This window comes from Streptomyces sp. NPDC014889 (genome assembly GCF_043081205.1).
Taxonomy (GTDB): Bacteria; Actinomycetota; Actinomycetes; order Streptomycetales; family Streptomycetaceae; genus Streptomyces.
Genome location: NZ_JBIBWH010000003.1, coordinates 60,218 through 73,930, shown reverse-complemented (window position 1 = coordinate 73,930; position 13,713 = coordinate 60,218). Strand labels below are relative to the sequence as shown.

At 68.4% G+C, this 13,713-nt stretch carries 10 protein-coding genes and 1 other RNA gene; 3 read left to right on the top strand and 8 right to left on the bottom strand.

Annotated elements, in window-relative coordinates:
- Positions 1-47 precede the first annotated feature (47 nt).
- From ACF09J_RS06395 to ACF09J_RS06380, 4 genes are all read right to left on the bottom strand, one after another.
- Positions 48-662 (bottom strand): hypothetical protein, encoded by a 615-nt coding sequence (locus ACF09J_RS06395; RefSeq protein WP_392304229.1) that lies wholly within the window; start codon positions 660-662, stop codon positions 48-50.
- A 31-nt stretch (positions 663-693) separates the two neighbouring features.
- Complete coding sequence (locus tag ACF09J_RS06390) at positions 694-1,296, bottom strand: response regulator (protein ID WP_392304228.1); 603 nt, start codon at positions 1,294-1,296, stop codon at positions 694-696.
- Positions 1,297-1,327: 31 nt separating this feature from the next.
- Positions 1,328-1,936 carry a hypothetical protein gene (locus ACF09J_RS06385; RefSeq protein ID WP_392304227.1) on the bottom strand — a complete coding sequence of 203 codons (609 nt, stop codon included), beginning with the start codon at positions 1,934-1,936 and terminating at the stop codon, positions 1,328-1,330.
- A 92-nt stretch (positions 1,937-2,028) separates the two neighbouring features.
- Positions 2,029-8,211 carry an RHS repeat-associated core domain-containing protein gene (locus tag ACF09J_RS06380; protein WP_392304226.1) on the bottom strand — a complete coding sequence of 2,061 codons (6,183 nt, stop codon included), beginning with the start codon at positions 8,209-8,211 and terminating at the stop codon, positions 2,029-2,031.
- 317 nt (positions 8,212-8,528) lie between these two features.
- Here ACF09J_RS06380 and ACF09J_RS06375 point away from each other — a divergent pair, with 317 nt between their 5' ends.
- The 3 genes from ACF09J_RS06375 (at position 8,529) to ACF09J_RS06365 (ending at position 10,402) form a co-directional block, all read left to right on the top strand.
- Positions 8,529-9,662: a sensor histidine kinase gene (locus ACF09J_RS06375; RefSeq protein ID WP_392304225.1), complete on the top strand. Its 1,134-nt coding sequence runs from the start codon at positions 8,529-8,531 to the stop codon at positions 9,660-9,662.
- A 99-nt stretch (positions 9,663-9,761) separates the two neighbouring features.
- The gene (locus ACF09J_RS06370) at positions 9,762-9,986 is read left to right on the top strand and encodes a type II toxin-antitoxin system VapB family antitoxin (protein ID WP_392304224.1); all 225 of its coding nucleotides are present in this window, start codon (positions 9,762-9,764) and stop codon (positions 9,984-9,986) included.
- Positions 9,986-10,402 (top strand): PIN domain-containing protein, encoded by a 417-nt coding sequence (locus tag ACF09J_RS06365; RefSeq protein WP_392304669.1) that lies wholly within the window; start codon positions 9,986-9,988, stop codon positions 10,400-10,402. Before ACF09J_RS06370 ends, ACF09J_RS06365 begins: the two co-directional genes overlap by 1 nt.
- An 83-nt stretch (positions 10,403-10,485) precedes the next feature.
- Here ACF09J_RS06365 and ssrA read toward each other — a convergent pair.
- The 4 genes from ssrA to ftsX all read right to left on the bottom strand — a co-directional run bounded on the left by ssrA (position 10,486) and on the right by ftsX (position 13,710).
- Positions 10,486-10,884, bottom strand: a transfer-messenger RNA (tmRNA) gene (gene ssrA, locus ACF09J_RS06360).
- A 130-nt stretch (positions 10,885-11,014) separates the two neighbouring features.
- Positions 11,015-11,494, bottom strand: coding sequence for an SsrA-binding protein SmpB (gene smpB, locus ACF09J_RS06355; protein ID WP_392304223.1), 480 nt, complete (start codon positions 11,492-11,494; stop codon positions 11,015-11,017).
- Between the two features lie 57 nt (positions 11,495-11,551).
- Positions 11,552-12,724: a S41 family peptidase gene (locus ACF09J_RS06350; RefSeq protein ID WP_392304222.1), complete on the bottom strand. Its 1,173-nt coding sequence runs from the start codon at positions 12,722-12,724 to the stop codon at positions 11,552-11,554.
- A 68-nt stretch (positions 12,725-12,792) separates the two neighbouring features.
- Complete coding sequence (ftsX, locus tag ACF09J_RS06345) at positions 12,793-13,710, bottom strand: permease-like cell division protein FtsX (protein ID WP_392304221.1); 918 nt, start codon at positions 13,708-13,710, stop codon at positions 12,793-12,795.
- Positions 13,711-13,713 lie beyond the last annotated feature (3 nt).

Genomic DNA, 13,713 nt, shown 5'->3' with positions numbered 1-13,713 from the left:
TCGACCTTGATCCGATCATGCGGCGGGGGATGCCGGAAGTGAGATCTTCACGTACCTGCGCTCGCGCCGTCCGCCTGGTCCTGGACGGCCTTGCCGACGTACGGCTCGAAGGTCTTGAGGACGCACCAACTGGAGCCTTCATCAAGGACTTTCCAGGTGGCCTTGGGGCGGGCGTCCATGGTCACGGTCGCCGTGTCCCCGTCCGTCGTGATGGAGACATGGAACCTCACCGGGAGACTCAGCCGTCCCCTGCAGATGACGGTGAGCTCGCCGTGGGTGAATTCCGTGACCTTCTCGATGTAGGGGGCCGGGAGCGGCTTGAGGGCGTGCAGCACACGGTCGGTGAGCTCGTAGGCGGTGGTGCCGGGACGTATGGGAACACGGATCTCCGCGGTGCACGGCAGAGGCACGGCCTCGGGGGAGAGCGTCAGGCCGTGCCGCGAAGCCATACGCGCGGCCTGCCATACGTTCGACGCGGAGCCGGCGACAGCCAGGACGGCAGCCACCGCAAGCCCGAAGAGCGTCCCCTGAAGCAGCGCGGCCACCCAGGCGGTCGCATCGTCCCAGATCATGACACCGGCCATGGCACCCCCGCAGAGAACGACGAGTGCGGCAAGGCCCACGGCGCCACGGCGTATGACCGCGCCCCAATAGCTGATCATGATGGGTTTCCCATTTCTTCGGTCCCACGGCCTACAGCCAGCCGTGGTGTTCGGCGATGCGGACGGCGTCGACGAGGGTGCGCGCGTGGAGTTTGCCGACTGCGGACGAGAGCCGGTTGCGCACCGTGCCCAGGCTCAGGAAGAGTTCGGCGGCGATCTCACGGGCGTGGGCTCCCGAGGACGCCAGCCGCAACACCTCGGCCTCCCGCTCGGTCAGAGGACTGACCTCGTCGGCCCGACCGCCCCGCATCCGTGGGTCGATGACCCTCCCCCCGGCAGCGACCCGCCGAATCGCATCCGCGGTCTCGGCGGGGGTCGCGGACTTGAGGAGGTAGCCAGAGGCTCCGGCACTCATGGCACGCCCCAAATGCCCGGGCCGGTCCAGCGCCGTGAGCATCAGGGTGCGACACTCGGGCAGTCGCTCGGCGAGCGCGGAGGCGACGGCGATGCCGTCCACGACGGGCAGGTCGATATCGAGGAGAACCACGTCGGGCCGCAGTCGTTCGGCCTCCGTGAGCGCCGAGGAGCCGTCGGCGGCCTCGCCGACGACACCGATGCCCAACTCCCCCGAAAGCAACGCCGTCAGCCCTGACCGCACGACGGCATGGTCCTCGACGACCAGCACTCTGATCACCGACCGATTGTCCCTCACCGAGCCGAAGCGATCACGTCGCGGTCATGCCGTCCACTTCGTCCTTGACGGCCTTGCCGACATGCGGCTCGAAAGCCTTGAGGACGCTCCAACTGGCGCCGTCATCAAGGAGCTTCCAGGTGGCCGTGGGGCGCGCGTCCATCGCAACGGTCGCGGAGTCCTGGTCTGTGGTGATGGAAACATGGAACCTCACCGGTCCGCTCAGCGACTTCCTGCAGATGAGGGTGAGCTTGCCGTGGGTGAATTCCTTCACCTCGTCGATCTCGGGGGCCGGGAGCTGCTTGAGGGCGTGCAGCACACTGTCGGTGAGCTGGTAGGCGGTGATGCCGGGACGTATGGGAACACGGATCTCCGCGGTGCATGGCAGGGGCACGGCCTCCGCGGACAACGTCAGGCCGTGCCGCGAAGCCGCACGCGCGGCCTTCCACGTGTTCGACGTGGCTCCCACGACGGCCATGACAGCGCCAGGCACGAAGCCGGCCAGCGCCCCCCGGAACAGCACGGTCGCCCACGTCCCGCCGTCCCAGAGTGTTACACCGGCCATGGCACCGCCACAGATTACGAAGATCGCGGCGATGGTCCCGGCGGCACGGCGTACGACCGCGAGCCAGTAGCTGAACATGGGTGGAATCCCGTTTTCTGTGTGAGGGGTGAACCGGACTGGGTCCGGTGCCTGGTGGCAAGACAGCCACCAGGCACCGGAGAAGCGAGGCCTTACTTCTTCATGGCCTTCTGGAACTTGTCCCACGCCTTGATGGAGGCGCGGTCACCGTAGCCCCGGAAGACCTTGCCTCCGATTTTCAGGATGCCCTTTCCTACCGCTCCGCCGAATCCGCCGATCGCGGCACCCTGGAGGGTCGCCCAGGCAGCGCCTTTGTGGGTGTACCCGTGACCGCCGCGGTGGGTCCACCAGTATTTGGCGAAGCCTGCGAGACCGCCGCCGATGCCACCACAAACGACCGGCCCCAGGGCCGGGGTGCAGACCGCGGCAACGACGATACCGAGGCCGTCAATGAAGAGAGAGCACCAGAAGTTACAGGAACGCGGCTTCTTCTGCTTCTTGTTGCCGTCGAGGTCGTAGGCGTTGACCGGGTCGGCCGGGTAGACGTACGGGTTGGCGTTGCCGCCGTACACCGGGTCCGGGCTCAGGAAGCGCCCGGTCACGGGGTTGTACAGACGCGAGCCCATCAGGGTCAGGCCCGCCACGGTCTCGGCGGAACGCAGCTTGGCACCCAGCCAGCTGTACCGGGCAGGCTCCTGACCGACGCGGGCGTTGCCGAACTCATCGCTGTCCAGCACCACCGGGGGCTGTTCACTGTCCAGCGGGAGCTGAAGGGCGACGTCACCGTGCACGTTGGCCAACTGCAGGACGGCCTCACCGGTCTTGCTCGTGGTGGCGAGGAAATCACCGCCGAGGGACGTGACGTTGCGGGTGAGAGCGCCGGTACCGGTATCCTCCACGATCCAGCGGGGGCTGTCGCCGTCACCGTCGTAGTGATTGAGCTTGGACCCGGTCTGCGTCCAGGTGCTGCCACTGCCGCTCTCGGTCTTCCAGGAGCGGAAGCGCATGGCGGAGTCCAGCTGCCACGTCTGCCGCTGGGTGCCGGAAGTAAGCTGGTAGGCACGGTCGTTGGCGTAGTAACCGACCGTGCTGCCCGGCAGTGCCGTGGTGCGGCCGAAGGCGTCGTACACGTAGCCGCTGTCCACCATCCGGTCGCCGCTGTCGTACGCGCTCGTCCTGGCGGTGCCACCGGTCGTCGGGCAGTCGGCGCCGGAAACCGCGGTGGCGCTGGTGACCGAAGTCCGGTTGGAACGCTTGTCCAGCGTGTAGGTACGGCGAGTGCAGACGTCCGAGGCGATGTCGTCGACGGACGTCAGGCGGCCGGCCTTGTCGTACCCGAAGGTCTGGCTTGACCAGCCGGAGTGCCGGACGACCTGGTCGTGTGCGGACTTGCTCACGCTGTCCGACATGACCGTGGCACCGTCACTGTTCCGCGTGTACACGCGGCTGGTGATCGCGCCGGCCGTGTCGACCTCCTGGGCGAGCGTGTAACCGCCGGGCAGTCTCTGGCTGATCACAGTGCCGTCGGCGTCGTACCCGGCGGAGAAGGTGCCCGCCACCGAGTCGGTGGTGGAGACCGGAAGTCCGCGCGGCTCGGCCGTCGTGTCGTAGGTGTACGTGACGGAGGACGGGACGGAGTCGGACACCTTGACCGGGCGGTCGAGCAGGTCGTACTCGGTCCTGGTGACACCACCGTCGGCGTCCGTGTAGGAGATGAGACGGCCGAGCTTGTCGTACGCCTTGGTGGTCGTGCCCCCGGTGGACGAGGTCGTACCGGCCGGGAGGCCGGTGGCCGAGTCGTACACACGGGTGGAGTCCGGGACCGCCTGGCCCGGCCCGGTCACCGTGGTCTTCAGCTGGCGGCCGGCGTTGTCGAACGTGACAGTGGTGGTGCGGCTCGCCCCGTTCGCCGTTTCGATCCGCTTGGTGTTCTGACCGAAGAAGCCGTACTCGTAGCTATTGTCAACCACCTGCTTGGGCTCCGAGCCGCCGCCGGTGATCTCACCCGCGGGACCCGTCCAGCACACCGCGTCGGCCCACTCCGGGCGGCCCTTGCACCAGCCGGTACCGGAACCCGACCAGTAGACGGAGACACGGGTCGCCGGGTCGGAGCCGGTGGATCCGGGCTGGCTCACATCGGTGACGCGGCCCTGGGCGTCGTACGCCGTGGAGGTGACGAGGTTGAGGCCCCCCGAGTCCGTGATGGACATCTTCGGCAGGCCCTTGGCCCAGTCGAACAGCGTCTCGTTGACGTACTTCTCGCCCATGTTCGAGTCGTAACCGCGGACCCGGACACCGCTGACGGTGAGCGTGAGCTGGTCCTTGACGACGGCGCTGCCGTCGGTGGGACGCCCGGTGTCGTACTCGCTGACCGCCCACTCGCGGCCCGGGACCGAATCGCCGCCGGGCACCAGGACGGTCGAGCCGTTCTTGAGGTCCTGGGTGAGTTCGACCCGGTGCAGCGGGCCGAAGCTCTCCGTCTCGCGCAAGCCATCGGCGCTGTAGTACGTGAGCTTGGACAGCTCCATGGCCCGCTCGGAGGTGGTGAGGGCGTTGATGCCGAGGTCGAGGAGCGTCTCGGCCGCCCCCGGCGCCGTGCCCAGGGCCAATGCGCGGTTACCGGCGGTCAGGCTGCGAACCGTGTTCCCGAAGCGATCGAACTCCTCGGTGCTGATGTGACCGCCCGGCTGCGCCGTGTTGACCTCATGTCCCGAGACGCCGAGGTAGTACACGTCCGCGCGCTTGTAGTCGGCGGCGGCGAGGCCGGAGCCGGAGTTCAACGGCGGAGTGACGTCACCGGGGAACACGGCCGTGGCGTCGGTCGGCGCGTCGGTCTGGCCCCAGGCCCGTACATCGGACGCGCCCATCTTGTACGGGGCGGCCGACCCGGTCAGCGGGACGTCATAGACGAGCGTGGTGGCGTTGGTGTCCTCGGCCACGTCGGCCGTGCCACGCTTCAGGCCGGGCCGGCTCGCCTTGAGCAGCATGCCGTCACCGGCGGTGGCAGCGTTTCCGGCCTTGCCATAGGTGAGCGTCCACGGCAGTTGACCCGGCTGCGTCAACTGGGTGACCCGGCCTGCGGCGTCGTAGGTGTACGTCGTCTTCAGGGACGGCGTGATCTGCGGGTTCCACACCTGCCGCAGACGGCCGGCCGTGTCGTACAGGTAGCTCTGTACCGCCCTGGACGTCGCCACGTTGGCGCCGGCCTCGGTGGCCCACAGCCGGATCTCCTTGACCTGACCGCTGTAGTCGCCGTCGGAGGCGGCGGTGGCGGTGGTCGAGGTCGCGTAGACGAACTCCAGTGAGCGGCAGCCGACGGTGGCCGGGGTCGCCGCACACGTGGCGTTGGACACGGCCGAGGTCGGTGCGATGATGCGTTTCGGGCGGGCCAGGACCTTGCCGCCGACGACGACCGTCTCGGAGACGACGTTGGAGGTGCTGGAGGCCAGGCCGTTGAGCTTGGACGTGTCGACGACCCAGGTGGTCGCCGAGGCGTCCGGCTTGGTGAAGAGGGTCTCGACGCCGTCGCTGTCGGTCAGCGTGAAGCTGGTGGCGAAAGTGCCCTTGAGGGTCAGATCCTCGGAGCCCGGCTCCGGAATCCAGCCGTTCTGCGCGGCGTTGGCGGTGAAGGCGATCGCCTTGCCGCCCTCCTCGACGACGGAGAGGGCCGTGGCCGAGACCTTCTCGATCTGGACGTAGTCCGATCCGGCATTGTCGGCTACGGCGCTGCTGGACCACTCCTTGCCGAAGATCGGCACCTGGCCGTCGGTCTGCGCGTTGGGCTCCCGGGAGGAGGCGGTACGGCCCACGGAGAGGCCGAAGTACGAGGCGTCGCCCTCCGACAGCAGGAAGTCGCCGGTCAGCAGGTTGACGGTGCCGGGGCCCACCTCCCTCGATGCCGCGCCCGACGCGTTGCGGTCGACGACCGCCGTGAGCGGTTCGGTGCTGCCGGCCGCGCTGCCCGGTCCGGTGAAGTCGGCCTTGATCTGGATCGTGCCGTCCGGGTCGACCGTGTCAGTGGCGTTCCAGACCAGCGGGGCATTCTTGCCGTTGGTCAGTGGGACGGGCCAGGCGGTCAGCCGGTTGCCGCCCGAAGTGACGTCACCGACCGGGATCTTCACCCAGGGGTCCGCCTCAGAGCGCCGCCAGGAGAAGGACACCGCGTTGTACTTGGCCGCCTCGACCTCGACGGCCAGCGGCAGGCGACGGGCGGTGCGCTCGCCCTCGGACGGCTGGACGAAGCCGCCGGGGCCGGCGTGGAACGTGTACTCGATGGGCTCGGACTTGTTGTCGGCCTTGTCGACGGCCCGTACCTGGAGGGTGTGGGTGCCGTCCTTGGGCGGGGTGACTGAGAGGGCCTTGTCGCCGGCGGCACCGCCGGTGGCGACCTTGGTCCAGGTGACGCCGTCCAGCGACCACTCGAGCCAGTTGTGGTCGGCAGCCGGGGGTGTGACGGTGAAGGTGCCCGCCTTGCCTGTGCCCTTGACCCACTTGTCCGACGGGTAGTCCGTGGAGACGATCTTCGTGGGAGCGGAGGGCGCCTTGGTGTCGACGGTGAACGTCTTCCACGCCGACCAGCCGGTGTTGTAGTGCGTGCCGTCGTAGGGGCTGGTGCGGAACTTGTACGTCTTGCCGTCCGCGAGCAGCCCGGCCGGGACGGTCACCGAGGCGGGCTGGCCCGATGCCACGTACTTCGACACCAGGACGTTGCCGACCTGGGTGTTGGTGGCGTTGTCGTAGATCTGGAAGGTGCCGTTGACCTTGTCACCGTCGGGGTCGACGAAGGTGTCCCGCAGGGTGGGCGTGGTGGTGTTCACCATGTAGTCGCCGCCGTAGGAGAAGTACGGCGGGCCGGCTTCCTGCTTGGTGCCGGTGCGCGGGCGGTAGTTGTAGTTGACCACCAGCTTCGGCGGGTTCGTGGCCGCGTTGGCGGAGTTGACGCGCTTCCACTGCGCCACGACCGACTCGTCGGTGGCGCGGATGCCCATGTGGCCGCGGGTGGTCTTGGCCGAGGCCCACTCCTGCACCAGCGTGGTCACATTGGCGTTGATCCAGCCCTTGGGCTGAGTGGTGCAGTCGCTGTTGCCGCGGGTCTCGGTGGAGGTGGCCTTCCTCGCCGTCATCGTGGGACGGTTGCTCCACCGGCTGGAGGTGGAGGCAGCCGGGGAGGACCACACCTCCCACGGGTACGCCTTGCAGTCGACGTTGTTGCCCGAGTGGAAGTTCCACAGCGACAGCTTCGCGTCGAGGACCAGCGCGTCCTGGATGGGCGTGGTGTTCCAGGAGATGAAGGTCTGCGCGGTGCGCGGGGTGCCGTCGGCGTTCTTGGTGCCGGGGTTGCCCCAGTCCAGCTCGGTGTCGGTCGACTGGTCGACCGTCACGCCCTGCTGCACGTAGGTGTCGAAGACGTTCGAGAGCGAGGAGGTGGACGGGTCGATGGTGACCGGGTACGTGGTGTCCGGGTCGGCGAGGAACTCGGCGTTCGGGGTGATCACCAGGTCGACCAGGGCGCCCTTCTGGACCACCTTCAGGCCGACCGCGGCCTTGCGGGTGTGCTCGCCGGAGCGCTCGTCGACGGTGGCGTCCCACATCACCGGCGCGGGCATCACGGCCCGCTTCTTGTTCTTCTTGTCGGTGAACAGCACACTGCCGTCCGCGAGTTGCTTTGCCTTCAGGCCCTCGGCCTTCAGCGGCAGGGTGTAGGAGTAGTCGCCCGCGTCACCGGTCCCGGGACGCTCTTTGAGTTCGACGTACTGCTCGAAGCCGGTCCTGGTCGCCTCCACGACCACGTCCGCGCCGGGCAAGGCGTCGACGTACTCCGCCCGGGTGCCGTCCAGCTTCGGCTTGGGCAGGCCGCCCTTCCACTGAAGGGTGATCTGCTCATCGCCCTCGCCCAGGGTCACCAGGTCGGTGGCCTCGGCCTGCTGAGCGGCCGTCAGCGACTTCGCCGGCGTCCCGGACCTGCCGGACAGGCGCAGCCCGCCCGGGTGGGCTTTGGGTTCGACGGTCCCGTCGGCGCCCTGGACGAGGTCCAGGTCGACCTCGCGCCACTCTCCCGTCTCCTCGTCCGTGAACCGTACCGGCCCTGCGGCGAGTTCCGTGGTGAGCGAGCCGTCCTTGTTCACCCAGGTCGTCGAGGTCTCGGTACGCTCCGAGAGCGCCTCGACACGCTTGCCGCCGAGCCGGGCCGCGACCTTCGCCGACGGGATGTCCGCAGCGGTGTCGGGGCTCTTGGGCGTGTCCTTGGCGGCCGTCTGCTGTATCTTCTCGCGCGTGAGTGCCACCGCTTGGCCGGTGTTGGCAACCACCAGCGCCGTCTCCGCCGCGAGCACCATGGCGGTTAAGACCGCGATCCGCGGCAGCAACCGTCTGTGCCTCTGCAGGGCGACCGTCGAACTTTCCCACCCGCCGGTCGGGCGTGTTCTCTTCGACACGTTCAGTCATCTCTCCTTGGTATGGACATGACGCAGACGTGATCAAATCAGGGGCACCACGGCCGAAGAAGTGAAGAGTTCACAAGCTGCAAAGATCTTGTGAAACTGCTCGAATATGCAGGTCAGAGCGCGCTTTGACGCCTCTGGCGGGGTCCGATCACCTCTCCCGGACCGGTCCATAATCGACCGTTGATGATCGAAAATGGAGCGGGGCAGGGATGCGCAGCAAAGCAGTGAAGGGCGTGACGGCTCCACCGGGAGCGCGGGTCGCATTGGGCGCGCTGGCCGTGGTGGTGATCGGATCACTGGGGCTGGTGGCGCTGGATGTCGCCGCCTCGCCGTTCCACAAGCGCACCGTCGCCGCCGGTCTGACCGTGCTGGTGCTGACGCCGGCCGTGCTGCTCGGCCAGTACGCGCCTCCGCCCTACCGGCTGCCGTACCGGTGGAGGTGGGGCCTGCTGCTGGTGCAGGCCGTGCTCACCTACGTGCCCTTAGTGGTCTTCCAGCACCGGTGGTTCACACTGCTCGGCTTCCTCGCCGGCGCCGTGATGCTCACCCTGCCTCCCGCCAACTCCGTTCCCGTCGCCGTGGGGGTCGTCGCCAGCGGGCCGCTGCTCATTCACACGGGAGTGGTCGAGAGCAGTCGCGGTTCGCTGGTCGCCCTGCTCAGTGCGGCGATCACGGCGAGCACGGTCTTCGCGGTCACCCATCTCGCCCTGCTCTCCTCCCGGTTGCACGGCAGCAAGGAGCAGACGGCCCGGCTCGCCGAGCAGCGCGCCCAGGCGCGTATGCGCCAGGACCTGCACGATCTGGTGGGCTCGTCGCTGGTGGCCATCGTGGTGCGGGCGGAGAACGCCCTGCGCGGGGAGGCCTCCGTCGAGTCCGCGAGGGCGGCGCTGACCGAGGTCGTCGAGATGGCCCGGCGGACGCAGGAGGACGTACGGCGCATCAGCAGCCCCGGGGCGATCCGTTCGCTGGCCGACGAGTTCGCCCGGGCACAGCGACTGCTGACCACCTCGGGGATAGGGGTGCACGCCTCGCTGCCGCCGCGCCTCGAACTGGACGACGCGGTGACGGAGTGCCTGCGGTCGGTGCTCCACGAGGCGGTGGGCAACCTGCTGGAACACAGCCGTGCCACGTTCTGCGAGATCGAACTCCACGCCGACCCGGACGACATCCGCCTGACCGTCCGCAACGACGGCGTCCCCACCGCCTCGCCCTCTGCCGCACCAGGCCGCGGCACGGGCCTGTCCGGCCTCAGAGGCCGGGTCGTCGCCCTCGGCGGCACCCTCCACACCACCCCGAAGGACCGCACCTTCTCCGTGACGGCCACCCTGCCCCTGCTGCCCTGAGGCCGCCACGGGCGCAGGCCTCTCCGCCAGGTGAGAAGCAGCGGGATGTACAATAATGCATCTGATTCATGCGCCGCTATGTACATCCGGGAGGACCCGGTGTCACTCACCCACATCGATATCGACGACGAAGCCCTGGATACGGCGAAGCGCCTGGGCGGACATCGGACCAAGACGGCCGCCGTCGCGGCGGCGCTCGAGATGTACAACAAGCGCCTGGCTCGCGACGCCGCCTACGACAAGTACTTCGAGATGGCCCAGGGCTGGGACATCGAGAGAGCCGAAGAGGCGCATCGAGCGGACAAGGACGCGGCACGCCGGTGATGCGCTACCTGCTCGACTCGTCGGCGCTGTGGCGCCTGCTCCGGGACCGCGACCTGCACGAGGCGTGGCGACCGGTGGTCACGGACGGCTACGTGCTCTCGTGCTACCCGCAACGGGCCGAGTTCCTCCGGTCCGCGCGTGACGCCAAGGAGTACAGGGCGTTCAGCGACATGTTCACCGATCTCTACGACGACGTCTCCCTGCCCAAGAGCGCGTGCCTGTGGATCAGTGCTTTCCAGGAACGGGCGGCGGATCAGGGGGCACACAGGGCTCTGTCCTCCGTCGACCTCCAGATCTGCGCGACGGCCGCGCACCACGGACTCGTCGTGCTCCATGACGACGCCGACTTCGTCACGGCGGCCCGGTTCGCGGTGGAACTGAGCCAGCACAATGTGCACGACGGTCCTCGCGCCTGACTGACCGCGCGACCGCGGCCGGCCAGGCGCGCAACGAGAAAAGCCCCGCCGCTCGAAGCGACGGGGCTCTGCCCGCATGGGATGAGTGGAGATGGCGGGAATCGAACCCGCGTCCAACGGTGCGGAACCAGGGCTTCTCCGTGTGCAGTCCGCTTCGATTTTCTCGGCCCCGGAGATCACGCGGACAAGTCTCCGACGGGCTCAGTCACTGTTTGGTTTCCCTCTTCACCCCGTGACCGGGATCAAGGTTTAGTCCCCTAGCTGATGCCAGGATCCGGGTCGGGAACAGCCCCGGGCTGACACTCCCTTAGTAGGAGGCTCGCTCTGCTACCTGAGATCAGGCAGCGAGGGCGAAGGCCTGCTGGGAGGAATCGCGCTTGGTGTTGGCGATTATTTTTTCGGCCTGTGGTTTACGAGATCATGGCCGCTTCCTCGACACGCTTCCCCTGCTTCGACAGCCGCTGTCGAAACCGATCATCCCCATGTGGATTTTTCAAAGCCCTCCGAGGAGGGATCCGCACCGGCCTCGCGGTGCTGGTGTCATCGTACGTGACCAACGCAGGTCCGTGCCAGCGTATTCCCCGCGTCGCGGACCGCGTCCCGGACCTACCGCTACGCCCGCTGCTTGCGCCGCACCGCCGCCACCGCGCGGTCCGTCTCGCGGCGGTCCTGCTTCTCGCGGAGCGTCTGCCGCTTGTCGTACTCCTTCTTGCCCTTCGCCAGCGCGATCTCGACCTTGGCCCGGCCGTCCTTGAAGTACAGCGCCAGGGGCACGATCGTGTGACCCGTCTCCTGGGACTTCGACTCCAGCTTGTCGATCTCCGCCCGGTGCAGCAGCAGCTTCCGCTTGCGGCGGGCACTGTGGTTGGTCCAGGTGCCCTGGCTGTACTCCGGCACGTGCACGTTGTGCAGCCACGCCTCGTGCCCGTCGAGCTGTACGAAGCCGTCGACCAGCGACGCCCGCCCCTGACGCAACGACTTCACCTCTGTCCCCATCAGCACCAGACCGGCCTCGTAGGTGTCGATGATGTGATAGTCGTGCCGCGCCTTCTTGTTCTGCGCGATCAGCTTGCGCCCTTTTTCCTTAGCCATAGTGCAGCCCATTTTCGCACTACGGAGGCGGTGTGTGGGAAGCGCATTAAAACAGCCTCAGGTCGAGTCGCCCAGGCCCGTCAGGACCGTCTGCGCGCGCCGCAGCGCGTCCTGCCCGGCGTCCAGGTCCGGGGTGATGCCGTGGCCGTCCACGGTGTGACCGCCGGGGGTGCGGTAGTGCCCGACCGTGAGTTCGGCGACCGAGCCGTCGGGCAGCCGGCTCGGCATCTGCACCGAGCCCTTGCCGAAGGTGCGGGAACCCACGACGACCGCGCGGCCGCGGTCCTGGAGGGCGCCGGTGAGCAGTTCGGCCGCGCTCATCGTGCCGCCGTCGACGAGCACGACCAGCGCCCGGGTGATGTCGCCGCCGGAGCCGGCGTGCAGGGCGCGCTGGTCGCCGTCGACGTCGTAGGTGGCGACCAGGCCGCCGTCGAGGAAGGCGGAGGCGGTGGTGACGGCCTCGGTGACCAGGCCGCCGGAGTTGCCGCGCAGGTCGAGGACGATCCCGCCGGCGGCCGGGGAGCGGCGTACGGCGGTGCGGACCTCCTCGCCCACGCCCTTCGAGAACGCGGCGATCCTGATGACGGTCACACCGTCCGCCGACCGCCGTACCGTGACCGGGTCCGTCGACAGGCGGGCCCGGCGCAGCATCCGGGACCACGCGCGCTTGCCGCGTTGCAGCCCCAGGGTGACGGGGGTGCCGGCGGGCGCCTCCTCGGCGTCGCCCCGCAGCAGCGCGACCACGTCGGTGACCGGAAGCCCGTCGGTCCGCTCGCCGTCGACAGTGCGCAGCCGGTCGCCCCGGCGGATGCCGGCGGCCGCCGCGGGCGAGCCCGCCTGGACCTTCGCCACCTCGACCCGGCCGTCCTGCCGGCGCCGCGTCGACAGTCCGACGCCGGTGTACTGGCCGTCCAGGGCCTCCTGGAACTCCTCGTACTCGCCGCGGGAGTAGACGGCGCCCCAGCGGTCGCCGCTGCGGCTGACGGCGCGTTCGGCGGCCTGCATGGGGGACTCGCCGTCGGCCATGGCCTCGGCCGCCGCCCGGGTCACTTCCTCCGGCCGGCCGACGGGCCGGACCGAACGGGCCTGGTCCGGCCGGGACTTGCGGTCGTCGTGGCCGGGCAGGGAGCCCGTCGCCGCGCCCGCCACCAGCACGCTCGCGAAGACCAATGTCAGGGCGGCCCCGGCGCGGCCGCGGCGGGGCTGACGAAACAGGTCACGGCCTGACATGGCGGTGAGTCTAGGACAACGCCCGGAGGCCGCACGGTTGCTCGACCGTACGACCTCTTTGGCGTGCGTCACACCTTCAGGTACTTGCGCAGCGCGAAGAACGCGGCCAACGCCGGCATCAGCACGCTGGTCGCGAGGATCAGCGGCAGCTTCGTCAGCACCGCGTCCCAGCCGATGAAGTTGATCAGATTCAGCTTCTCGGACAGGGCGAGACCGTGGTCGATGATGAAGTACCGCGCGGTGACCAGGAATCCGCAGGCGACCCCGCCCCCGATCAGTCCGGCGACCGCCGCCTCCATGATGAACGGCGCCTGGATGTAGAAGCCGGATGCGCCCACCAGACGCATGATCCCGGTCTCACGCCTGCGGCTGAACGCCGAGACGCGCACGGTGTTGACGATCAGCATCAGGGCCACGACCAGCATGAGCGACATCACCGCCCGCGCGGCCCAGTTCATGCCGTTCAGCAGCCCGAAGAGGTTGTCCAGGATGCCCTTCTGGTCCTGCACGGAGTACACGCCGTCCCGGCCGTTGAAGGCGCTCGCGATGACCTTGTACTGCTCCGGGTTCTTCAGCTTGATCCGGTACGACTCCTGCATCTGGTCCGGCGTGATGGTGCTGGCCAGCGGGCTGTCGCCGAACTGCTCCTGGTAGTGCTTGTACGCCTCGTCCTGGGACTCGTAGGTGACGTTCTCGACGACCGACATCTTCTTCAGGTCGACGAGGATCGTCTTCTTCTGGTCCTCGGTGACCGCGCCCTTGGCGCAGTTGGGATCGCTCTGGGCGTTGCTCTTGTTGCAGAAGTAGATCGAGACGTTGATCTTGTCGTACCAGTAGCCCTTCATCTGGTTGACCTGGTCGCTCATCAGGAGCGACCCGCCGAACAGGGCGAGAGACAGGGCGACGGAGACGACGACGGCGAAGGTCATCGTCAGATTGCGACGAAGACCGACACCGATCTCCGACAGGACGAACTGGGCGCGCATGGC

Coding starts and splice junctions, on each gene's coding strand:
- ACF09J_RS06395 (WP_392304229.1), bottom strand. CDS start 662: ATGATCAGCTATTGGGGCGCGGTCATACGCCGTGGCGCCGTGGGCCTT.
- ACF09J_RS06385 (WP_392304227.1), bottom strand. CDS start 1,936: ATGTTCAGCTACTGGCTCGCGGTCGTACGCCGTGCCGCCGGGACCATC.
- ACF09J_RS06380 (WP_392304226.1), bottom strand. CDS start 8,211: ATGGTGCTCGCGGCGGAGACGGCGCTGGTGGTTGCCAACACCGGCCAA.
- ACF09J_RS06375 (WP_392304225.1), top strand. CDS start 8,529: ATGCGCAGCAAAGCAGTGAAGGGCGTGACGGCTCCACCGGGAGCGCGG.
- ACF09J_RS06365 (WP_392304669.1), top strand. CDS start 9,986: ATGCGCTACCTGCTCGACTCGTCGGCGCTGTGGCGCCTGCTCCGGGAC.
- smpB (WP_392304223.1), bottom strand. CDS start 11,494: ATGGCTAAGGAAAAAGGGCGCAAGCTGATCGCGCAGAACAAGAAGGCG.
- ACF09J_RS06350 (WP_392304222.1), bottom strand. CDS start 12,724: ATGTCAGGCCGTGACCTGTTTCGTCAGCCCCGCCGCGGCCGCGCCGGG.
- ftsX (WP_392304221.1), bottom strand. CDS start 13,710: ATGCGCGCCCAGTTCGTCCTGTCGGAGATCGGTGTCGGTCTTCGTCGC.